The organism is Obesumbacterium proteus, from assembly GCF_001586165.1.
In the GTDB taxonomy this organism is placed as follows: Bacteria; Pseudomonadota; Gammaproteobacteria; order Enterobacterales; family Enterobacteriaceae; genus Hafnia; species Hafnia protea.
In genome coordinates, this window is the sequence record NZ_CP014608.1 from 3,693,472 (window position 1) to 3,715,665 (window position 22,194).

Here is a 22,194-nt window from a genome sequence, read left to right on the forward strand (position 1 = left end):
AATTAGAAAGGTTATTATTTCTTTTTTAGTTATTTTCTGTGGATTCTATTTAGCCTTTCCCCATACGCAAAAAGGCGACCCAAAGGTCGCCTTTTAAAAGATTAACGATCAGTTTCAGTCGTCGATCTTAGTCACTGGAAATTCCATCTCGCTATAGGGAACAAAATGCGTTCCTTTCACTAGCTTGTAGCCGAACCAAATAATCAGGAACAGCGGCAAACCGATGTACGTTGCCGTTACGCCATACCAATCAATACGGTCGTCGAGGAACGCTTCATAGTTCTGACCAAGCGTAATAATCAGGCACAGGATAAAGGCAAAGATTGGCCCAATTGGGAAGAAGCCTGACTGATAAGGCAACGCGTTCAGATCCAGCCCTTTTCTAACATAGCCACGACGGAAACGATAATGGCTGATGGCAATCCCAAGCCAGGCGATAAAGCCCGTCATACCTGAAGTATTCAATAACCACAGATACACTTCTTGGTTGCCGAACATTGAGGTCAGGAAGCACAGACCCGCAACAACCGTAGTTGCATACAGCGCATTACGTGGAACACCGCCCGCAGAAAGCTTAGCAAAAATACGCGGTGCTTTGCCTTCAGAGGCCAGCGTAAACAGCATACGCGTTGAGGCATACATCCCCGAGTTACCGGCAGACAGCACCGCTGTCAGGATAACGGCGTTCATTACCGCTGCCGCAGACAGCAGACCCGCATTCTGGAACACCAACGTGAACGGACTCACCGAGATATCTTTCACGTCGTTACGCAGAAGGTTTGGATCGGTATAAGGAATAATCAGGCTGATAATCAAGATCGCCAGCACATAGAACAGCAGGATACGCCAGAATACCTGACGGATCGCCATTGGGATATTCTTGCCCGGATCTTTAGATTCGCCCGCCGCAATACCGATAAGCTCTGTCCCTTGGAACGAGAAGCCCACGATCATCGCGACACCGATCATAGAAGCGAAGCCGCCTGCAAACGGCGCATCACCAATCGTCCAGTTATGGAAACCGGCCTGCTCTCCCCCTTTCAGGATACCCGCGATCATCGCAACACCAACAATGATGAAGATGATAACCGTCGTCACTTTAATCAGAGAGAACCAATATTCCGCTTCGCCAAAACCTTTAACGGAGATGTAGTTCAGCAAGAACATCAAGCCAAGGAATAGCGCACTCCAAATCCAGCCTGGCGTGTCGGGGAACCAATACCCCATCACAAGCTGCGCTGCCACCAAGTCAACCGCAATGGTTACCGCCCAGTTGTACCAATAGTTCCAACCTAGCGCAAAACCGAAGCCTTCTTCTACGTAGCGTGAGCCGTAAGTAGAGAATGAGCCTGATACCGGCATAAATGCCGCCAGCTCACCCAAACTGGTCATTAAGAAATACACCATCAAACCGATGATGATATAAGAAAGCAAAGCGCCGCCTGGCCCTGCTTGTGAAACGGTAGCACCTGATGCAACAAATAGCCCAGTACCGATAGAACCGCCGATAGCAATCATCGACAGATGCCGCGCTTTTAATTCCCGGCGCAGCGCCGGTGCTCGCCCCGTGGAGGAGGTCTTAGTGTTTGTCTGAGCCATTAGAACCCTATATCTGCTCTATAATTAGTGAAGAGGCCGGATTGTAACAAATCCAGCCCCTGCATAAAGTAACAATCTGATCTTATTAGAGAGCTTCATGATTGCCAGTAGATTATTAGCATCAGCTGTTAATCCACTGTTAAGTGTAGCGTCTATTTGTTCATCTGCTATTGCTAAAAGATGGATCGTCTCTGAACGCCTAGCTGCAATAGCTTAAGAAACGTTCTAACGCCTTAGACATATGTTTTTGGCGATGGTGGATAAGATAAAGCGCGCGGTTAAGGCGCGGCAGCGGTACCGGAACTTCTACCAGTACGCCCGTTTGCAGTTGTTCTTCAATCACGCGGCGCGACAAACAGCTAATGCCGATGCCGTAACGCACCGCATGTTTAATAGCCTCTGAGTTTCCCAGCTCCATCACTAAATCAAAGTGCGAAAGATGCGATAGCAAAATATGCTCAACCACCTCACGCGTACCCGAGCCAGCCTCACGCAGGATCCACGGCGCCTGAGCGAGTGCGTCTAACGTAACCGGCGCTTGCAAAAGTGGATGGTCTGGCGCGGCAAACACCACCAATTCATCTTGTTGCCATGTCTGAGTTAACAAATCAGGCATGTGGCATGGCCCCTCAATCAGCCCTAAATCCACACGAAAATCAGCAACCGCGTTAATCACATCTCGGCTATTGCCCACGTTCAGCTCAAGCGGTACCGCAGGAAAATCTCGACGATAGCCTGCAATCATTTTTGGCAAAATATAGTTACCAATGGTGCTGCTCGCCGCTATCCGCAGCGCACCAGCTTCACTTTGGAACAGATGTTCAATTTCACCTGCCTGCTCCAGTAACGCCATGGCTTTGGGATAAAGCAAACGCCCGTGCTCATTAACAACTAAACGCTTTCCTACTCGGTCAAACAAACGCACCGAGAGCTGGGTTTCCAAATCAGATAACGCAGCGCTCACCGCCGATTGAGAAAGGGAAAGCGCGCTCGATGCCTGAGTCGTCGAGCCACATTTAAGAACTTCGGTAAAAACTTCCAGCTGGCGCAAGGTAATGTGCATAAAAAGATCCAAGGCAGTACAATGTATATTTATAAGTGTGCCCTATGCCTGTCTGCGCAGCATAAATCAGCCTCCAACATAGAGGGCTAGGGATAAGCGAAGTATAACGCGAATGCCCCTATTTATAGGAGGCTTAACGATAATTTTAGATTTTAAGCTAATAGTTGCCATTAGCGACTACCGAAAACTTACGGTAGCAATGAGACTGGAGCGGATAAATTAGCATGGTAATAATCTTATTCTCCGTGATTGTATGCCAAGCAACCACGGAGCCCTCTATGTCTATAACGCTAGACAATGCAGCGCCTAGCGAACTTGCTCTTAGCGAACCACCAGCACCGAGGTCTTAGCATGTCGCACAACGCGCGCTGCATTAGAACCAATCAAATAGGTAGACATACTTGGGCGGCGAGAGCCTACGACGATTAAATCCGCGTTGCACGCTTCGGCCTCTTTCAAAATTTCGTCGTAAATCGAGCCCCACGTCACCATGACGGAAACTTGGTCTGATGACAAATCAAGGGAAGCTCCCAGCGCTTCTAGCTCTTTATGCACTTTATTGGTGGCGTCATCCTGAATTTTCATCAATTGCTGAGGATGCTCCCCCATATAATAGGTCGGGATAGAAGGACGCACGTTCATCAAGCGAATTTTGGCATGCGACATTTTAGCCAAATGGGCCGCATGGTTAAGCGCCCCTTCAGTAAGCTTGGGCTCTTCAATATCAACAGGAACCAGAATGACTTTATAGGCGTAATCCATTTCACTTCTCCTTCTGTTCAACATGTGTCGTTCATCTCCCTTGTAATAACACATTTGAACAATCAATTGATATTTCAGACACGAAAGTGTGAAGTTTGGCTTAATTAGCGTTACTCTCAATTAACACGGCTATCCTCCGATCGGCAACCTCCACAATAAATACTTAATTCCTCCATATTTACTCCACATTTTATTAATTTCATTACTATTAATAATCAATAAGTTAGATATTAATCCATTTAAGATTAAACCTATATTTAGACTGAGGCGCAAACACTATTCTGCTACCGAAATAACTATTCTTATAGGTCTTATAAAATGAAAAGCATGGCTAAAATAGCAGCATTATTATTAATATCAGCATCATTAAACGGCTGTATTGTGAGAGGCCATCATGGGCATTCATCCCCACCACCGCATCAAGACTGGCACCAAGGAAACGGTTCCTATAACAACGGTGGAAATCATGGCAATCATCATGGCAACGGTGGTCATAACGGCGGCCATCATCGCTAATATAGGCGTACCCACAACCGGAAAATACCGCGTAAGTACACAACACATATTCAGTGCGAAGTGCTTATTTTAAACACTGGTGGCGAATGTAATTCTGCAAACCCTCGACCATGATGTTTGTCATTTTGATCCGCTCTCTGAGACTGAGATAATCCCGTTCAGCGGAGTCATTAAGTCTGGCACCGGCTGCATCAGGCTCGCCGGTGGCGGAGGTGGCGTTGGGCAACGTTGGACAGCGGGCGTTGACGTGCAACCGCTTAATATTATTCCCAAGATCAGCGCGCAGCTGCTCGATTTCGTTTTTTGCATGATTCAGCTCCAGAGTCACTTTATCGTCAAGTTCGCTGGCCTGCATACGTTGACGCTGAATATTGCCCAGAGCAACTTTTTGTTGTTGCGCCACTTGGGTTATTTCTTTCAGTTCAACGTTAATTGCTTGCAACCGGTTTGTCATGAACCACATTCCAATAAGCAGCCCAATAATAACCAAGATCAATACGGTAGTGACTCGACTCATGACAGAAACAGAGATTTCTCTGCTCCACGTCGGCGGGTAAGTCCAGCCAGCTCTTTACCACCCGCTTTATTCCATTTATGAAACTCGTTCGCCGCGCCAATATAATCGCCAGAGTTAATTTTTTTTAGTAAGGTCGAGCCCTTCAATGCATTGATCCCTAGGTTGTAAGCAAAATCGACCAAAGCATCAAATTGATCCTGATTGACTGAAACGAGTAGCAGGTCATTCACACAATTTACCGACAGCTCAACGCCTTGCAGTAGCAAGGCATCGGCCTTCTGTTGGTTAATTGCCATTCCTTTAGAAATGACTTTGCCATCTATCGGCTGAGTCCACCCATAACCAATAGTCCATACGCCAATGCAGTCTTGATAGGCCATTAATCGGCAGCCTTCAAATTGCTTAATTAGGTTGATGCCATTGTTACTGATTTGCACGACTGCCCCCTCTTTTAAAAAAATGCATCACGTTTCCACGCGATAAAAATAGAGAAATGCATAGCGTGATATTAATGAACGTTTCTGCTGGATTTATTTTGACGCTATCCCCCGTAATAATTCGAATAGTCACTGCTGCACACGCCACAATAAGCACATAAGCAAACACCGACCCAATCCAATTATGATCGCTATCTTTTCGTTGAAACGTCATCAGCCGTAAGGCCGTAAGAAAACAAACAATAGCGTTGATATTTAATAGCACGATGTTAATTATCATTTACCATCACCTTTGAGCTTGAAAGTTGAATTCTTAGCTTTAGAGATAACGGCGATCAGTATCCAAACAATAGTTGCAGAGGAAACGAGTGCGCCAATCGGTTTTTCTACCATGACAGAGGCAGGAATAACCGTACTCAACATAGCGGTAGAGAAACCCGCGGTAAGGATTCCAAGTACAAAAGCAACGACAAAAAACACCACTCGTTTCCAAATTCGAAACTCTGTAGCCGATAAAACAAATACCACTGCGCCTGCAAATGCACCGATAACTACGCCAGTATCCAGCCCTGAAAGCAGACCGACTAATGTCACACCGGTAACAGCCGCTACGCCCGTGCTAGCAGTTAGCTCTAACATGGGAATGACTCCATTTTTATTTTCGTGGGTAGAATTTCAGTTCGACTAAATTTAGTTCGACTAAAAAGCCCAAGGGTGTGCCTCACGGATTTAGATAGTGCGAGTGGTTTTAATGCGGCTCAATTGAATTTATATAAATAAAGTTTTTAAAGTTCGTCCGTGAAAACTCACAGGAGAAGAAAGATTAAAATCGAGATAATGCCAGTGCTCCGCTACCTTAGCTCAGTCGCTTAGCACAAGGGATTCAGGTGCTCCTGCATGTCCGTTTACCACTTATATCGTTAGGTTATAAATATATAATCAATTTCTTTTTTAAGCCTTTTGTCGCTACTCTATTCGCATCAGTAATACAGCAATAGGTACGATAGCCATGCACGCAAACAGTGCTTTCGAACAAAAAAATTCGCCTCATTATTTCCATGCACTTGGAAATTTGCTTCCTGGACTCGTTCTTGCAGGAGCTATTACCGCCGTTGCCATGTGGGCAGGCAATATCGCCTGGGTTGAAAATCTCGGTTTCGGTGCTCTAACGCTGGCCATCATCTTCGGGATTATTTTAGGTAATACGATCTACCCCAGCATTGAAGCGCCCTGCGCCGTCGGGGTTCATATTTCCAAGCAAAAGCTCCTGCGTTTGGGGATTATTCTGTATGGTTTCCGCCTGACGTTTCAGCAAATTGCCGACGTTGGTATGACCGGAATTGTGACCGATGCCATCACGCTAACATCCACGTTTTTGCTGGCCATGTGGGTCGGACGTAAAGTTTTTGGTATGGATAGCCAAACCGTGATGCTGATCGGCGCAGGTAGCAGTATTTGCGGCGCAGCGGCCGTCATGGCAACAGAACCCGTGGTGAAAGCCGACGCGAGTAAAGTGGCCGTAGCGGTGTCTACCGTGGTGATTTTCGGTACTATTGCGATTTTTTTCTACCCGTGGCTGTACCAGCTCAATGAGCATTATCAGTGGTTGCAAACCACGCAGGAAGGCTTCGGTATTTACATCGGCTCCACGATCCATGAGGTTGCGCAGGTGGTTGCAGCAGGACGGGCCATCAGCGATGAGGCGGGTAATGCGGCGGTTATCACGAAGATGATCCGCGTGATGATGCTGGCTCCGTTCCTCGTCATCTTATCCAGCTTTATTGCACGCAGTGTGCCAAGCAGCAAACAAAACGCGACTAAGCAAAAATCAGCCATCACCATTCCATGGTTTGCGGTGCTCTTTATCGTTGTCGCGGGTTTTAACTCATTCGACCTGCTGCCTGCGGCGCTCGTGCATCAGCTCATTACCTTGGACACCATTTTGCTGGCCATGGCGATGGCTGCGTTAGGTCTAACCACCCATATCAGCGCAATTCGTCAGGCAGGGATCAAGCCTATTTTACTGGCGAGCATTTTGTTTGTTTGGTTGGTAGTTGGTGGGGCGTTGATTAACCATTTTGTGGGAATGTGGATATAGGCGTCGCTTGTATAAAGCCATGGTGTAAGGTTTCGACCGCCAAGTGTTTATGCTGAATTGGTGTAAGGTTTCGTACGCCTATCAATAACTGCTATCACATATAGCTAAATCGAAGGCGTCCGATGAGGGGCGCCAGCGCGCGCCCCTTCAATCCTCGCGCTTTTATCCGAGACGCCATCTCCGCGTCGGGTCGGCATGCGCCATCCCTGGCGCCTCCTCCCCTAACGCTAACATCCTGTTAGCGTTGCTCTTTCTCCCAAGACTTAAACTAAAAAAAGATGTTTTTTGTCGTTTGTTTTTTGGGTTTGACCTTTTCCGGCACGTTGTTCTTCAGCCGAATAGAGGAATGCAGGCTAGGATTTGCCGACTGGACGTCGGCAAAAGAGCGACGGAGGCATGGATGCCGATTGTCGCTCGTTCCGTTAAAGCCGGAATGACGAGATGAGGGAACCTGCGAAGCAGGCTGAAGAACGGTGCCAAGCCGGGTTGTTAGGGGGCGGCGATTGGCCCCCTAACACGGACGCCTGCACGATGTATATGTAGGACTCAGTATTTTAGGCGGACGTAACAACACTATTCCCAAATTGATCATTAAGCTCCACATATATCCCCCCTTCCCCTCTACACCCGCCTCCCCATCAATGCCATAATGCCTCCCAAAATGAGGAGAAAAAAATGAAATTTGTTGGAGCCCATGTCAGTGCCTCCGGCGGCGTTGATCAGGCCGTCATTCGCGCACACGAATTAAATGCAACGGCGTTTGCGCTGTTCACCAAAAATCAGCGCCAGTGGAAAGCCGCCCCGCTTAGCAGTGAGGTCATCGATAAATTCAAGTCTGCGTGTGCTCAATATAACTATCAACCCGCACAAATTCTGCCGCACGACAGCTATCTCATTAATCTTGGGCATCCCGTTGAGGAAGCGCTAGAGAAATCGCGTGAAGCTTTTATCGACGAACTAGAGCGTTGTTCTGAACTGGGTCTAACGCTGCTGAACTTCCATCCAGGCAGCCATCTGATGCAGATTGATGAAGATAAATGCCTCGCACGCATCGCTGAATCCATCAATATTGCCTTGGATAAAACACAGGGCGTGACTGCGGTGATTGAGAACACCGCGGGGCAAGGCAGCAACCTCGGTTTTCGCTTTGAACATTTAGCCGCCATTATCGATGGTGTTGAAGACAAATCGCGCGTCGGTGTTTGTATCGATACCTGTCATGCCTTTGCCGCAGGATACGATTTACGTACCGAGGAAGAGTGCAGCAAAACGTTTGCAAACTTTGAGCGAATTGTTGGCTTTAACTACCTGCGCGGTATGCACCTTAACGATGCGAAGAGCGCCTTTGATAGCCGTGTCGACCGCCATCACAGCTTAGGTGAAGGTAACATTGGCAAAACGGCCTTTAGCTGGATCATGCGCGATTCGCGCTTTGACGGAATCCCGTTGATTTTAGAAACCGTCAATCCTGATATCTGGGCCGAAGAAATTGCTTGGTTGAAAGAGCAAGAATCAGCAGAACAGGCCGCATAACTGTTCTGAACACAAAAATAGCTAAAAAAATGGGTGCCACATGGGCACCCATTTTCATATCAGCGATAACGGTGAGTTACGCTAATTTCTCTTCCGCAATTTCCACGTCAGGACGTTTCAGCAGTGCGTACAAACCACCGGCCAGAAGCGTACCCGCTACAATCGCAATCAGATATTGAATCACTGGAGTGATTGCCCCAGGAATAAGCAATACGAACAGACCACCGTGTGGAGCCATCAGTTTTGCCCCGAAGAACATCGACAGCGCACCGGTCAACGCACCGCCCGCGATACAGCAAGGCAGAACGCGCATTGGGTCACGCGCAGCAAACGGAATTGCCCCTTCGGAGATGAAGCACAGCCCCAGAACCAGCGCCGCTTTGCCACCTTCGCGTTCGCTTTGTGCAAACTTATTACGTGCTACCAACGTTGCAAAACCCATCGCCAGCGGAGGCACCATACCGGCGGCCATAATCGCTGCCATCGGTGCATAGGTCTGGGTACTCAGCAGCGCCACGCCAAAGGCATAAGCGGCTTTGTTCACTGGGCCACCCATGTCGGTACACATCATCGCGCCCAAAATAGCACCCAAGATCACCGCGTTAGCCGTGCCCATCGCCTGTAGCCAATGTGTCAGACCTTCCATAATCGCGGCAACAGGTTTACCAACGATGTAGATCATCGCCAAACCGGTGATCAAGCTCGCCACCAATGGAATGATCAGGATCGGTTTCAGCGCTTCCATACTTTGCGGCAAATGCAATTTCGAGCTGATCGCTTTCGCGACATAACCCGCCAAGAAACCAGCGATGATGCCGCCTAAGAATCCTGCCCCGGTGCTTACCGCCAGCATCCCGCCAATCAGACCCGGCGTTAAGCCCGGACGGTCAGCAATGGAAAATGCAATATAACCCGCTAATACCGGCACCATCAGTGCAAAGGCTGAACCACCACCGATCTGCATCAACGCAGCAGCCAACGTGCCCTGCTGTTTAAACGCCTCAATACCGAACACGAACGACAGCGCGATACACAAACCACCGGCCACGACCATTGGCAGCATATAGGAAACACCGGTCAGCAAATGACGATATGCCCCCGCGCTTTCTTTCTTTTTGCTCGAAGTCGACGACGTCGATTTCATCGCGGTAAAGGTTTCAGACTCCACCAGCGCTTTATCCAGCTCCTGCGCGGTTTTCTTCAACGCTAAACCGGTAGAAGTTCGGTACATCGGTTTGCCCGAAAACTTGTTCAGGTCAACTTCAATATCCGCAGCCACAATCACGAGATCCGCAGCGGCAACTTCTTCTGGTGTGATTTCGTTACCCGCGCCCACAGAACCGCGCGTTTCAACCTTCACCCACCAACCACGTTTTTTGGCTTCAGCTTCAATAGCTTCTGCGGCCATAAAGGTATGAGCGACGCCGGTTGGACATGCCGTCACCGCCACCACTCGCATTTGGCCTTTGGCCGGAGCAGCAACCGCCGCGTCAGCAAACTGGTAAGGCTGAGCTTCTGCTTTTGCCTGAGCCAAGAACGCTTCGGGTTCACGAATCGCTTTTTCTGCGCTGCCGACAAACAGGTGTTTGCCGTTTAACGTCGCGTCCTGAGGCTGTTCATCACCGATGACAACAATCAGCTCGGCATCCTGAGCCGCCTCAACCAGCGTGATATCCTGTTTTGCAACAACACTTTCCAGCATGCGCTTAGCGAGATAGCTACGAGCCTGTCCCTGAGCGCCTTCGGTTAACAATAAGGTTTTCATGTGGCCATCCTCAATTAATTAAAAGGCTTCAGGTCAACACGCGCCATCATGGCAGCCAATTGGGTACGATCGGAAATGCCGACGTTGCTTTGGCTTACGGCCAATGCAGCCACCGCCGTTGCCAAGCGCAGCGTATGATCGCTGGATTCGCGCATCATCAGACCATAGATCAACCCGCCAACCATGGAGTCACCGGCACCGACCGTGCTAACAACTTCGCAGGCAGGTGGTTTAGCCAACCATGCACCTGATGCGTTAACCCACAGCGCACCTTCAGCACCGAGAGAAATCACCACGTGGGCAATGCCCTGATCACGCAGCGCATGGGCCGCACCCACCACGTCATCCAGCGTTGGCAATTCGCGGCCAGCCCAGATTTCTAATTCACGACGGTTAGGTTTTACTAACCAAGGTGCCGCTTTTAAGCCTGCAACCAACGCTTCACGGCTGCTATCAAAAATGATGCACGGGCATTGGCTACGCAGGCGGCGCATCCAATCAGTGAAGTCATCTGGGTCAACGCCAGCTGGCAGACTGCCGCTCACACATACCATATCGAACTGTCCCAGCCAGCTTAGGGAATCGTTAACAAAACGCTCCCAATCCTGCTTGGTCACTTCAAAACCGGAGAAGTTAAAGTCAGACACTTCGCCATCTTTTTCAGTCAACTTCACGTTGATACGTGTACGGCCCGCAACGACCTGAAAACGGTTGGCGATGCCCAGCTCACCGAACAACTGCTGAAATCCGTCTTGGTTCTCTTTGCCCAGGAACCCGCCCACGGTCACGTCAATACCGAGATCTTTCAGTACTTTGGCAACGTTAATGCCTTTACCCGCGGCATGCAGGCCGGCGGTCTGAACGCGGTTGACTTCGCCACGCTCAATTTCCGCGCAATAACCAACCAAGTCATAGGCCGGATTCAATGTAATTGTTGCTACTCTTCTGCTCATTCTTATGCCCCTTCGCCTAGACCATCATTGATAGCCTGACCAATTACTTCTAATGCTTGCGCCGCGTCGCTACCGTTGGCAGTGAAACGCAGTCGATGACCTTTTTTAACGCCCAGCGCGACGACTTTCATCAGGCTGCGCCCATTTGCAGGAACCCCAGAACCGTCCAGATTGGTGACGGTGATCTGGCTTTCAAATTTCTTAATGGTATTTACCAGCAGCGTGCCGGGACGTGCATGCAAACCATGCTCGTTACGCAGCACGAATTCAGCGCTGACGACGGAATCTTCTTCCGCAACATCACTGGTCAGCAAAGCCACCAGCGACGCGGCATCAGCCGCTTTCAGCAAACGATCGGCTTGGTTGTTTTGCAGCAGCGAACTCAAATAACCCAGCATGCCTTCAGGCTGTGCATCTGCCATCGCCACGGTCAGCAACAATCCAACCTGCTCGCCATCCACTTCAAACGGAGTTTGTGGGCGCGCAGCCGCTGCGGCGCTTGCCTGATTGCCGAGTGCGCTATCGCTGAGCCAAATGCCTTGTCCCAGATTTAACGGCGCACGGGTAATCACATCGCTGACAAACTCTGCGTTAACGGCGCCTGCCTGCTGTAAACGACCGGCGTTGATGGCTTGCAACGTCATCAGGCTGTCAGCGGCAATATCTAAGGCCACCATGGTTGCATCAAAACGGAAAGCCGCAACGCTTCTTTCTCCCATCAGCAAGCTACGCAACTCTTCTGCTGAAGTAGTTTGCGCCATCTGCTGCGCCACGCTGTCATCGCTTAGTACGTGCGTCAGCTGACGCAGCAAGGCCAGATGTTCATCAGAGCGAGCCGCGATACCAATCACAACGTAGGCTCTTTGCCCTTCGCTCCATTCAACGCCTTGCGGGAACTGGAAAACCTTCACACCCGTTTTCAGCACCATGTCGCGGGTATCGGTGGTTCCGTGCGGAATCGCAATCCCACTCCCTAAATAGGTCGAGGTTTGTTTTTCACGATTGAGCATGCCCTGTACGTAGCCTTCGCTTACATACCCAGCCTGAGTCAGTGCTGCTGCAATTTGTTGAATTGCTTCTTCTTTATTACTTGCCGTAGCGGCAAGATGGATATCTTGTGGGGACAGGTGAAACATAAACGCTCCTCTCACACTGGGCAAAATTCAAGATTGAATCGTTTCAGCTCTTTTTGGAAAAAAGTGCGCTGTATTTTCAATAACAGATCGAATACAACGCTGAATCGTTTCGATGAGTTTGGCCTTTGCCCTTTTTATAAGCAAGAAATTCGAAGAAGGAGTTTTCTATTTTTTGAAGAACAGCACACTTTTGCTGAAGTGCTGTTATTAAATCAATGAAGCTGAGATAATTTGCTGAAGTTTGCTGATGGAGAGTATCAATGACAGTTAAAGTCGGCGTTGGCGTGATTATCGCTAACCCACAAGGGCAAATATTACTTGGAAAACGTTGTGGCAGCCACGCTCCATTCTGGTCTATTCCGGGTGGACACTTAGAAGAAGGTGAAACTTTCGAGCAGGCCGCCATCCGCGAAGTAGAAGAAGAGACAGGGCTGATTGTGGCTGAACCTCGTCTGATTGGCGTCACCAATAATTTAGGCACCTGGATTGACGAAGGTGTGCATAATGTCTCCATGATTATGGTCGCCACCTATATACGCGGCGAACCGCAACTGCGCGAGCCTGAAAAGTGCGAGCAGTGGCGTTGGTGTAACCCTCAGCGTATGCCTGAGCCATGCTTTGAAGCATGCCGCAACGGTGTTCAGCTTTGGCTGAACGGCGAATTCTACCATTCGCCAATAACCAAATAAGTCTTCAGCACGTTCAACGCAAAAGCATGAAAAGTGATTACGGCATCTTCAACATCGGTTTTGCCGTATCGCTTTCCCTTCTCTACCTTCTTCCCGCTCAGCAAAATGCACTTTTTCAGTGCAAAAAATTCATCCCCCGAAGCAAAAGTTAGATTTAGTTATCACAACTGAAACAAAATTGTTAAATTTAGATTGTGAAATCGACACTTTTCCCTTAAATCTACTGCGGTGCACCACAAGCGTCACTGACGCACCAAAATGGGGCACCATAAAAAAGCAGATATCAGATTAACCTTATCTCAATCGGTTAATTTGCACCCACAACATCCAATAACCATTTGATATACATAGAATATAAATAGTTGGCATGATTCTTTCATTGTCAATCAAGTAAACACAAATGGGCCATCCCGAAATTTAAGGAATTTTTGCTTATGAAATCTGTAATTAAAGCATCTGTAGCCGCTCTCGCTTTAGCTTTTGCCATGAGCTCTCATGCCGCTGAGAAACAGCTTATCGTGGCTACTGATACCGCATTTGTTCCTTTCGAATTCAAACAGGGTGATAAGTACGTTGGTTTCGACATCGATTTATGGGATGCGATTGCTAAACAGCTGAATCTTTCTTATACCCTTAAGCCAATGGATTTCAGCGGGATCATTCCTGGCCTGCAAACCCGTAACGTTGATCTGGCGTTAGCAGGGATCAGCATCACCGACGAACGTAAAAAAGCGATCGACTTCTCCGATGGCTATTACAACAGCGGCCTGCTGGTTATGGTGAAAAAAGATAACAACGACGTAAAAAGCGTGAAAGATCTGAACGGAAAAGTCGTCGCGGTTAAAAGCGGAACAGCCGGTGTTGATTACGCGAAAGCCAACATCAAAACCAAAGACCTGCGCCAGTTCCCAAATATCGACAACGCCTATCTTGAGTTAGGCACCGGTAACGCAGACGCCGTGCTGCACGACACCCCAAACATTCTCTACTTCATCAAAACCGCGGGTCATGGCCAATTCAAAGCCGTCGGTGATTCTTTAGAAGCCCAGCAATACGGCATCGCGTTCCCTAAAGGCAGCGATTTACGTGAAAAGGTCAACGGCGCACTAAAAACGCTGCGTGACAACGGTACTTACAATGAAATCTACAAAAAATGGTTTGGCGTAGAACCTAAATAAGCACGTTATTACACAAATATAGCCTGACTATCTGGAGGCGCTGGCTGATTAGCGCCTCCAGACTTTGACCCATTTAGAAACATATTGCTGTTATTAGTAGGTTGTTTTTAGTTTCCAGGAGAATACAACATGCAGTTTGATTGGAGCGCCATTTGGGACGCTATTCCTATCCTGCTCGAAGGGGCCAAGCTGACGCTGTGGATTTCAGTGGTCGGTTTGCTTGGTGGCTTAGTTATCGGCTTAGTGGCAGGTTTCGCCCGTGCCTATGGCGGCTGGTTAAGTAACCACATTGCGCTGGTCTTCATTGAGCTAATTCGCGGCACCCCTATCGTGGTGCAGGTGATGTTCATCTACTTCGCGCTGCCGATGATGCTACAGGCTTTCATGCCGGTACGTATTGATCCGCTCACCGCCGCAGTTGTCACCATCATGATCAACTCCGGCGCGTACATTGCTGAAATCACGCGTGGTGCGGTGCTCTCGATTCACAATGGTTTTCGTGAAGCCGGTTTGGCTCTTGGCCTCTCCAAACGCGATACCCTGCGTTATGTGATCATGCCGCTGGCATTACGCCGCATGCTGCCGCCACTGGGCAACCAATGGATCGTCAGCATCAAAGATACCTCTCTGTTTATCGTCATCGGCGTTGCCGAATTGACCCGTCAGGGACAAGAAATTATTGCCGGTAACTTCCGCGCAATGGAGATTTGGAGCGCAGTCGCGGTGATTTATCTGATCATCACCTTGGCACTGAGCTATGTATTACGTCGTCTGGAAAGAAGATTGAAAATAATATGATTGAATTTAAACATGTTGATAAAAGCTTCGGTCAGACTGCGGTACTGCATGACATTAACCTGAACATTAATCAGGGCGAAGTGGTGGTTATTATCGGGCCGTCGGGTTCAGGAAAATCAACGTTGCTGCGCTGCATCAACAAGCTAGAAGAGATCAGCGCGGGTCAGCTGATTATCGACGGCATGGACGTGAGCGACCCTAAAGTCGACGAGCGTTTGATTCGCCAAGAAGCTGGCATGGTTTTCCAACAGTTTTATCTGTTCCCACACCTCACCGCGCTGGAAAACGTGATGTTTGGGCCAATCCGTGTTCGCCACATGAAGAAAGAAGATGCGGAAAAACGCGCACGCGAGCTGCTGGCGAAAGTTGGCTTGTCTGAACGTGCCGATCACTATCCGTCTGAACTTTCCGGCGGTCAGCAACAGCGTGTGGCTATTGCCCGTGCGTTGGCGGTTAAGCCGAAAATGATGCTGTTTGATGAACCCACCTCTGCGCTCGATCCAGAACTGCGTCATGAAGTGCTGACGGTGATGAAAGATCTGGCGGAAGAAGGCATGACGATGGTTATCGTTACTCATGAAATCGGCTTTGCGCAGAAAGTAGCATCGCGTTTGATTTTCGTCGATAAGGGCCGCATCACCGAAGACGGTGAACCTGACGCGTTGATCACCAATCCGCCAAGCGATCGCCTGCGTGAATTCCTGCAACACGTTTCATAAAACGTCATCACGCTAATAACCAGGGCGCATATCCAGCGCCCTTTTTTTTTGCTCAAATCTGATTACACCTCAATTACGCACGAATCGCTCACGAATACTCAGCAAAATCTGCTCGTTATTCCTATACTTAAACGCATACCGCTCAATCATCCCCGCTATCGGCAACGGTAAGCGAGGGTTTGATGCCTATATTTTTCACTCAAAACCCCATCGCCAAGTCCTGTTTTCCGCTTGTTTAATGGAGCTTTTTTATGTCACAGGGAGCCCGCCTTATCCCCTTTTTTACTCGGTACTTCGTTTTACTCACCGTTCTCTTTTTTTCATGCTCAGCCAGCGTGAATGCCGTTGAACCCCAAAAGCAAACGGATTCAAAAGCAGCCTATTCCGCATTAGCTGACATTCTGTCTGACGCATCCAGCCGCGATGCGCTCATTGCTGAACTGCGTGACAGCGCCAAAACCGGTAAACCACTGGCAGAAAAAAGCGCCAGTTCTGTCCCTGCTGACCCCCGCGACGAAACCTTTGCTGACCAGTTAGATTCCAGCATTCAAGGATATCTCACCGTCGCGCAAAGCAAATTAGACAGGTTGATCATGGCGCTGAAATCGCCGCCGCATAAAGCGTTTAATCCTCAAACGTTTTGGCCAGCCCTCACCCACTTCCTGTTCACCGTCGCCGTGACCTTCGCGCTATTTTTAGCGATTCGTTTTTTTGCCACGCCGTTTTATAAGCGGACTGGCAGTTGGGGACACAAAGCGCGTGAGAAGCGAGCGGACTGGGCGCGACGCCCAACCGCAATTATCAGCGCATTCGTCATTGATTTACTGATCCTGCTGTTTTGTGTCACCGCTGGAAACATCATCGCGACCGCCTTTGGTACCAACAGTCCTGTAACGATGCGCCAGCAAGCCCTTTTCCTGAACGCCTTTGCCCTGATTGAATTTTTCAAAGCCATATTGCGCCTGATATTCGCGCCCAAATTTGACTATCTGCGCCCGTTTCCTTTTAGCGACGCAACCGCAAAATATTGGAATACGCGGCTGGCATGGCTGAGCGGCCTTATCGGTTATGGGCTGATGGTGGTGGTGCCTATTATTCAGGTGCAGCTCGGCGCTTCATCCGCCGTGCTGGTGAACTTCTGCATTATGTTGGCTCTGACCGTTTATGCTATCGGGCTGATACTGGTCAACCGCCTACGGATACAGAAAGAAATCGCCGCGCTTGGAAGCCGCTCGCTGGCATTTTTCGGCGTCTTTTTGCATGCGCTTTCACACATTTGGCATATTCTTGCCATCGTCTATTTTCTGGTCCTGTTTTTACTGTCGCAGTTCGACCCCGGCAACAGTCTCGCGTTCATGATGAATGCCACGATTAAAAGCCCGATCGTCGTGGGCTCCGGTGCGCTTATTTCAGGCCTGCTCACCCGCTGGATCTCACGCCGCATCGTGCTGCCAGCCGACATCAAGCTCAAATACCCGATGCTTGAACGCCGCGTAAATTCCTATATTCCAAGCGCACTGCAAATCATGCGGTTTATCGTGGTGGTGGCGATCCTGCTGTTCCTGCTCGATGCATGGCACATTTTCGGTCTGCGCGCATGGCTAGACTCGGCCACCGGTGAAAAAATCATCGGCGGATTGGTTCATATTCTGCTGATCATGTTTATTGCCGTATTGGGCTGGACGCTGCTCGCCAGCGTAATTGAACATCGGCTCAGCCTTGAAATGGACAATCCCAAGCATCCCGGCGCACGCGAGCGCACGTTGCTGACGCTATTCCGCAATGTGTTGTCTATCGTTATTACCACGATCACCGTGATGATTATCCTGTCACAGATCGGCATTAACATTGCGCCGCTGCTGGCGGGCGCTGGAGCATTAACGCTCGCCGTCAGCTTTGGTGCGCAAACGCTGGTCAAAGACGTCATTAACGGCATATTTATCCAGTTCGAAAACGGCATGAATACCGGTGAATACGTCACCGTATTCGGCATTACCGGCACCGTTGAGCGCATGACTATCCGCTCTATCGGCCTGCGAGACGATTATGGCGTTTATCATCTGGTGCCCTACTCGTCGATCACCACCGTAGCCAACTATGCACGCGAATTTGGTGTCTATCGCGCCAACTACGTAATTAGCCGCGATGAAGATATCGAAAAAGCCAATGAGGTCTTGAAACAGGCGGTCGCTGAATTACGTGATAATCCGCGCTTAAAAAGCTTACTTATTGGTGAACCGGCGTTTAACGGCGTGGTGAAATTGGACGATGTCTCATTTACGCTACGCACCACAATCCGCACCGTGGCACTGCAACAGTGGACGATTCAATATGCGTTAGACAAACTGGTGAAAGAGCATTTCCAGCGTGCGGGAATTAAAACGCCGCATCAAAATGTTCAAATCAGCTATGCGCCAACAGAGCAACAAGCGTTGTTGCCACCGCAGAACGACCCAGATAGCGTTGAGAAATAACCGATAAGAATGCCTCTCCATGTGGAGAGGCATTAAAGATTCCGTGGAGATTAGCGGATTTTACGTTTGTTCTCTGGCAAGAACGTCCATGCAACAAAGCGACTAACTTTCTGCCCTTGTGACATTTCGATGGTGCGAACGTCCAGCGCTTCCACCTCTTCCAAGGCTTCATAAATCGCAGGCAGATTCTCCTGACGAGAAACCAAGCTGGTGAACCAGCCTACCTGCTTGGCAAAAGATTCGCTTTCTTCGATCATTTTGGTAATGAACGCAACCTCACCGCCTTCACACCACAGCTCCCCAGCTTTCCCGCCGAAGTTAAGCACAGGTGCGCTGGCATCACGACCTAAGTTCGTCAGTTTACGACGAGTGCCGCTCAGCGCATCTTCCGCAGAACGGTGGAATGGTGGATTACACATCGTGGCGGCATAATGCTCACCGCTCTTGATCGCGCCTTTCAGGATTTTGCTCGGATCCTGCTGCTGACGCAGGCGAATATTTTTTGCCGCTTCTGGGTTTGCCTTGATGACGGCACCCGCTGATTTCAATGCCACCGCATCGACTTCAGTGCCGGTAAAGCGCCAGCCATAGGCCTGCTGGCCAATCAGTGGGTAAATACAGTTTGCGCCAACGCCGACATCAAGAATGCACACGTTCTGTCCACGAGGAACCTGATAGCCGTGATCTGCCGCCAGCACATCAGCCAAATAATGCAGATAATCCGCACGGCCAGGGATCGGTGGACACAGATAGCCTTCTGGGATATCCCAGTGTTCAACCTGATAAAAATGCTTCAGCAATGCGCTGTTTAACGCTTTCACCGCCAATGGCTCGGCAAAATCAATACTGTCATCGCCCCATTGGTTGCGGAAAACAAACGCTTTTAGCTCCGGCGAAGTTTCGCATAAAGTGGGGAAATCATAACGTTCACGATGAAGGTTACGAGGATGCAAATTGGTTTTCTGTGCAGGAAAGTTCTTTTTCTTTGGATTTTTCATTCGGCGATTTCGATCAACGTTAAGACATCATGAGTGTATTCCCCTATGCGCTTTGCCGCCTAAAAGCCGCCAGCGCCGTCGGTCAGAGGAATAAAATAGGGAAATTAGCCGGAGTATACCCTAAATGGCTGGCGTTGCGTTAAGGCGCAGAGCCAACACAGCCACACCGATAGCACCAAGCTGCATCTGTTTATACTGTAAGCTGTTGCTAACTCTGTTCAATGCGTAAGGATGTCAAATGTCTTCACCCTTTGAGTATTACAGCTATCAGCCTCGCCAAGGGCATGGATTAAGCCACGACCCGCTTAATGCCATTATTGGCCCTCGCCCTATTGGCTGGATCAGTTCAATCAGCGCGGACGGCAAACACAATCTGGCACCCTACAGCTTTTTCAACTGTTTCAGCTACCATCCGCCGGTGATTGGTTTCGCCAGCAGCGGCTGGAAAGACAGCGTGGCGAATATCAATGAAACCGGCGAATTTGTCTGGAATCTTGCCACGATAGAAACAGCAGAGGCGATGAACCAAAGTTCGGCGGCACTCCCTCGCGGGGAAGATGAATTTGTCTTTTCCGGCGTGAATATGCAGGCCAGCCAGTGGGTCAAAGCCGCGCGCGTTGCGGAAAGTCCAGTCAACTTTGAGTGTAAACTGACGCAGTGTATTCAGCTGCAAGATCAATATGGTCAGCCATTTGATTCATGGTTGGTGTTAGGCGAGGTCATTGGTATTCATATCGCGGAAAACCTACTCGACGATCAAGGTGTATATCAAACCGCAGCGGCAAAGCCTATTTTGCGAGCCGGAGGCCCGTCAGCCTACTATGCTATCAGTGATGAAAATCGCTTTGATATGTTCCGGCCGATAATAAAATAAAACGTTTCAAGCGGTTAAAAAAAACACAGTTAGATATATAAAGCCTTTTATATTAAATATATTAGGCTTCAGTAAGTTAGCTAAGCAACGAGCAGAACATCACCACGGCAATTCACATTAAATAAACATTTTTAATTTTTAATTAATCCCCTCGCAATAGAATTATTCATACCAAAAAGAAATATCCCTGTATTTATTAATGGAAATATCATATTTTCTGTTTAGAAAAATCCTAATCTATAACGACAGGTGTTCCGAAATTATTCAGGACCCGAATTTATCCAGGAACAGTGGCATGGTGTTACCCTCAGCCTTGTACAGAAAGCCCGTTTCAACATCATTACGTATTTTGATATCAACGTTAATTGCGGCTCTGGTTGGCATCCTTTTCGTTATTCTGGCCGGACATGCCATACAACACCACCGCCAAAGCCAGCAGTATGAACTGGCAAAAACAGGGTTGATGTACGCCACGCATTTGGCCGATGATTTAGACCAAAAAATGGTTTCACTGCTTCCTCTGACCGCGCTCGACTGTGAAAGCGTGGTGAATACCTTGGCCAGCAAAGCCGTGTTCAGCGGCGGTGTTCGGGCTTATATTCTGGTTCGAGACGGCATTGCCGTTTGCTCCAGCGTAACTCATAGCATGTCGTCACCGGCTTCAAAAATTTATCCCAAGATTGACCTAAATCGCGATTCCGACATGGTGCTACAGCAGGGAACCCCGCTGGTGCCCGATCGCCCCGTGATTGCATTTTGGCACTCTATCGGTGATGGAACCCGCACCGGTGTTTTGCTCACGCTGGATATCAACCCCGCGCCCTACATGCTGTTTTTTAGCCGTGAACGCACCATCTCAGGCCTCGCGCTGACCATAAAAGATCGTGCTATCAGCACTTTTGAGCCGAAAATCGTTGCCGAGAGCGCGCTCCCCGCTCATCCCGATATTATTATGCAGGATGAAAAGAACCGCTTTACCTTCCGTCTGTATGGCAGCCCGCTGTCAGCGGGCGATTTAGGCCTGCTTGGTCTGATCACTTTGCTAGTTGCCATGGTCGCATGGCTGATCACCTTCTATGTGCTATCGCAACAAAGACGCCTCGATCGCGATATTTTACAAGGGATCAAGCGCGGCCAGTTTTTCCTTGTTTATCAGCCCGTGATCCACTCAGAAACGCAGCTACCGGGGGGGGGATTTGAAGCGCTGGTGCGCTGGAAACACCCTAAGCTAGGATTGGTTCCGCCTGACGAATTTATTCCTTACTGCGAATCCGAAGGGCTTATCGTTCGTTTGACCCAGCACATTATGGAGCTGGCGGCGCAAGATGCGCATCGGCTGATCGATGTTGTGCCCAAAGGCACCAAGTTAGGGCTGAATATCTCTCCCCTGCACATGACGCTAGACAGCTTTAAAACGGACGTTCGTCATTTCCTCGAATTGATGCCTACCGAACATTTTGTCCCGTTGTTCGAGATCACCGAACGCAGCATGGTGCAAGACGGTGGCGCAGAGAAAATTTTCGATTGGCTGCATGCTTCTGGCATCGAACTCGCCATCGACGATTTCGGCACCGGACACAGCGCGCTAATTTATCTCCAGCGCTACAAAATTGATTATTTAAAAATAGACCGTGGCTTTGTGAACTCGATCGGCTTAGAAACCGTCACCGCACCGGTTTTAGATGCGGTTCTTGAATTAGCTCAAAAGCTGAAGCTACAAATCGTCGCTGAAGGGATAGAAACCGAGGAACAGGCCGAATACCTGCGCCAGCGCCACGTAGATTATTTACAGGGCTATCTCTTCTGCCGCCCGATGCCGCTGGAACAGCTGCGTGATTACTATCAACTTCACGTCAACGGTAAATCGGTCTGAATGACGTCTTCAAGTAAAGAAAACAGAACAAAAAGTGCAATGAATTGAAACTTTTATCCCTTGCTTGGCATAACATTGCTATTCTTGGTACATCCGCAGGGTTGCGGAGCATTCAATGGCGTAAAACGCGGTAGCCACTTCTCGCATCGTGTATCCATTGATGACCTGATTGATATGTCATATATGTCTAGAGCCTTCTAGGCGTTAAGCAG

General features: G+C 49.1%; 21 protein-coding genes. 10 read left to right on the forward strand and 11 right to left on the reverse strand.

All coding sequences use genetic code 11. The annotated features are described in order from the left end of the window. Positions 1-114 precede the first annotated feature (114 nt). From DSM2777_RS17490 to DSM2777_RS17500, 3 genes are all read right to left on the reverse strand, one after another. Positions 115-1,599, reverse strand: a complete 1,485-nt coding sequence (locus DSM2777_RS17490) for an amino acid permease (protein WP_040044611.1) — start codon at positions 1,597-1,599, stop codon at positions 115-117. Positions 1,600-1,798: 199 nt separating this feature from the next. After that, positions 1,799-2,662 (reverse strand): DNA-binding transcriptional regulator YeiE, encoded by an 864-nt coding sequence (gene yieE, locus DSM2777_RS17495; RefSeq protein WP_025798153.1) that lies wholly within the window; start codon positions 2,660-2,662, stop codon positions 1,799-1,801. Positions 2,663-2,983: 321 nt separating this feature from the next. Beyond that, positions 2,984-3,424: a universal stress protein gene (locus tag DSM2777_RS17500; protein WP_061554697.1), complete on the reverse strand. Its 441-nt coding sequence runs from the start codon at positions 3,422-3,424 to the stop codon at positions 2,984-2,986. A gap of 318 nt (positions 3,425-3,742) precedes the next feature. Between DSM2777_RS17500 and DSM2777_RS24560 the strand changes: the two genes are divergently transcribed. Beyond that, positions 3,743-3,940, forward strand: a complete 198-nt coding sequence (locus tag DSM2777_RS24560; protein ID WP_156088334.1) for a hypothetical protein — start codon at positions 3,743-3,745, stop codon at positions 3,938-3,940. A 64-nt stretch (positions 3,941-4,004) separates the two neighbouring features. On the opposite strand, the gene DSM2777_RS24565 is transcribed toward DSM2777_RS24560, so the two are convergent. The 4 genes from DSM2777_RS24565 to DSM2777_RS17525 are packed head-to-tail and all read right to left on the reverse strand — an operon-like array spanning position 4,005 to position 5,533. Then, positions 4,005-4,394: a lysis protein gene (locus tag DSM2777_RS24565; protein ID WP_162270912.1), complete on the reverse strand. Its 390-nt coding sequence runs from the start codon at positions 4,392-4,394 to the stop codon at positions 4,005-4,007. A 59-nt stretch (positions 4,395-4,453) separates the two neighbouring features. Then, entirely contained in the window at positions 4,454-4,894 is a 441-nt protein-coding gene (locus tag DSM2777_RS17515; protein ID WP_061554699.1) for a lysozyme, read from the reverse strand. Continuing rightward, positions 4,881-5,174, reverse strand: a complete 294-nt coding sequence (locus DSM2777_RS25195) for a phage holin family protein (RefSeq protein ID WP_046458819.1) — start codon at positions 5,172-5,174, stop codon at positions 4,881-4,883. Before DSM2777_RS25195 ends, DSM2777_RS17515 begins: the two co-directional genes overlap by 14 nt. Beyond that, positions 5,171-5,533, reverse strand: a complete 363-nt coding sequence (locus DSM2777_RS17525) for a putative holin (RefSeq protein WP_061554700.1) — start codon at positions 5,531-5,533, stop codon at positions 5,171-5,173. Before DSM2777_RS17525 ends, DSM2777_RS25195 begins: the two co-directional genes overlap by 4 nt. Before the next feature lie 370 nt (positions 5,534-5,903). On the opposite strand from DSM2777_RS17525, the gene DSM2777_RS17530 reads away from it, so the two are divergent. Further along, complete coding sequence (locus DSM2777_RS17530; RefSeq protein ID WP_046458817.1) at positions 5,904-6,992, forward strand: YeiH family protein; 1,089 nt, start codon at positions 5,904-5,906, stop codon at positions 6,990-6,992. A gap of 675 nt (positions 6,993-7,667) precedes the next feature. After that, complete coding sequence (gene nfo, locus DSM2777_RS17535) at positions 7,668-8,525, forward strand: deoxyribonuclease IV (RefSeq protein WP_061554701.1); 858 nt, start codon at positions 7,668-7,670, stop codon at positions 8,523-8,525. A 76-nt stretch (positions 8,526-8,601) separates the two neighbouring features. Here the strand turns inward: nfo and fruA are convergent, their stop codons facing one another. Genes fruA through fruB form a run of 3 tightly spaced genes read right to left on the reverse strand, consistent with a single transcriptional unit; the run spans position 8,602 to position 12,379 of the window. Beyond that, positions 8,602-10,290: a PTS fructose transporter subunit IIBC gene (gene fruA / locus DSM2777_RS17540; protein WP_061554702.1), complete on the reverse strand. Its 1,689-nt coding sequence runs from the start codon at positions 10,288-10,290 to the stop codon at positions 8,602-8,604. Positions 10,291-10,304: 14 nt separating this feature from the next. Then, on the reverse strand, positions 10,305-11,243 hold the full coding sequence (gene fruK / locus DSM2777_RS17545) for a 1-phosphofructokinase (RefSeq protein ID WP_061554703.1): 939 nt from the start codon (positions 11,241-11,243) through the stop codon (positions 10,305-10,307). A 2-nt stretch (positions 11,244-11,245) separates the two neighbouring features. Further along, complete coding sequence (gene fruB, locus DSM2777_RS17550; protein ID WP_061554704.1) at positions 11,246-12,379, reverse strand: fused PTS fructose transporter subunit IIA/HPr protein; 1,134 nt, start codon at positions 12,377-12,379, stop codon at positions 11,246-11,248. Positions 12,380-12,639: 260 nt separating this feature from the next. Here fruB and DSM2777_RS17555 point away from each other — a divergent pair, with 260 nt between their 5' ends. The 5 genes from DSM2777_RS17555 (at position 12,640) to ybiO (ending at position 18,237) form a co-directional block, all read left to right on the forward strand. After that, entirely contained in the window at positions 12,640-13,068 is a 429-nt protein-coding gene (locus DSM2777_RS17555) for a nucleotide triphosphate diphosphatase NUDT15 (protein WP_046459018.1), read from the forward strand. A gap of 434 nt (positions 13,069-13,502) precedes the next feature. Next, on the forward strand, positions 13,503-14,246 hold the full coding sequence (glnH, locus tag DSM2777_RS17560) for a glutamine ABC transporter substrate-binding protein GlnH (protein ID WP_025798133.1): 744 nt from the start codon (positions 13,503-13,505) through the stop codon (positions 14,244-14,246). 129 nt (positions 14,247-14,375) lie between these two features. Next, on the forward strand, positions 14,376-15,044 hold the full coding sequence (gene glnP, locus DSM2777_RS17565) for a glutamine ABC transporter permease GlnP (protein WP_046459019.1): 669 nt from the start codon (positions 14,376-14,378) through the stop codon (positions 15,042-15,044). Then, the gene (gene glnQ, locus DSM2777_RS17570; protein ID WP_025798128.1) at positions 15,041-15,763 is read left to right on the forward strand and encodes a glutamine ABC transporter ATP-binding protein GlnQ; all 723 of its coding nucleotides are present in this window, start codon (positions 15,041-15,043) and stop codon (positions 15,761-15,763) included. The genes glnP and glnQ overlap by 4 nt, the downstream gene beginning before the upstream one ends. A 251-nt stretch (positions 15,764-16,014) precedes the next feature. After that, complete coding sequence (gene ybiO / locus DSM2777_RS17575; protein WP_061554705.1) at positions 16,015-18,237, forward strand: mechanosensitive channel protein; 2,223 nt, start codon at positions 16,015-16,017, stop codon at positions 18,235-18,237. 50 nt (positions 18,238-18,287) lie between these two features. Here ybiO and rlmF read toward each other — a convergent pair whose 3' ends face one another. Further along, on the reverse strand, positions 18,288-19,235 hold the full coding sequence (gene rlmF, locus DSM2777_RS17580; RefSeq protein WP_046459021.1) for a 23S rRNA (adenine(1618)-N(6))-methyltransferase RlmF: 948 nt from the start codon (positions 19,233-19,235) through the stop codon (positions 18,288-18,290). Between the two features lie 238 nt (positions 19,236-19,473). Between rlmF and DSM2777_RS17585 the strand changes: the two genes are divergently transcribed. Both DSM2777_RS17585 and DSM2777_RS17590 read left to right on the forward strand, forming a co-directional pair. Beyond that, entirely contained in the window at positions 19,474-20,109 is a 636-nt protein-coding gene (locus DSM2777_RS17585) for a flavin reductase family protein (RefSeq protein WP_046459022.1), read from the forward strand. A 295-nt stretch (positions 20,110-20,404) separates the two neighbouring features. After that, positions 20,405-21,982 (forward strand): cyclic di-GMP phosphodiesterase, encoded by a 1,578-nt coding sequence (locus DSM2777_RS17590; protein ID WP_064645443.1) that lies wholly within the window; start codon positions 20,405-20,407, stop codon positions 21,980-21,982. Positions 21,983-22,194 lie beyond the last annotated feature (212 nt).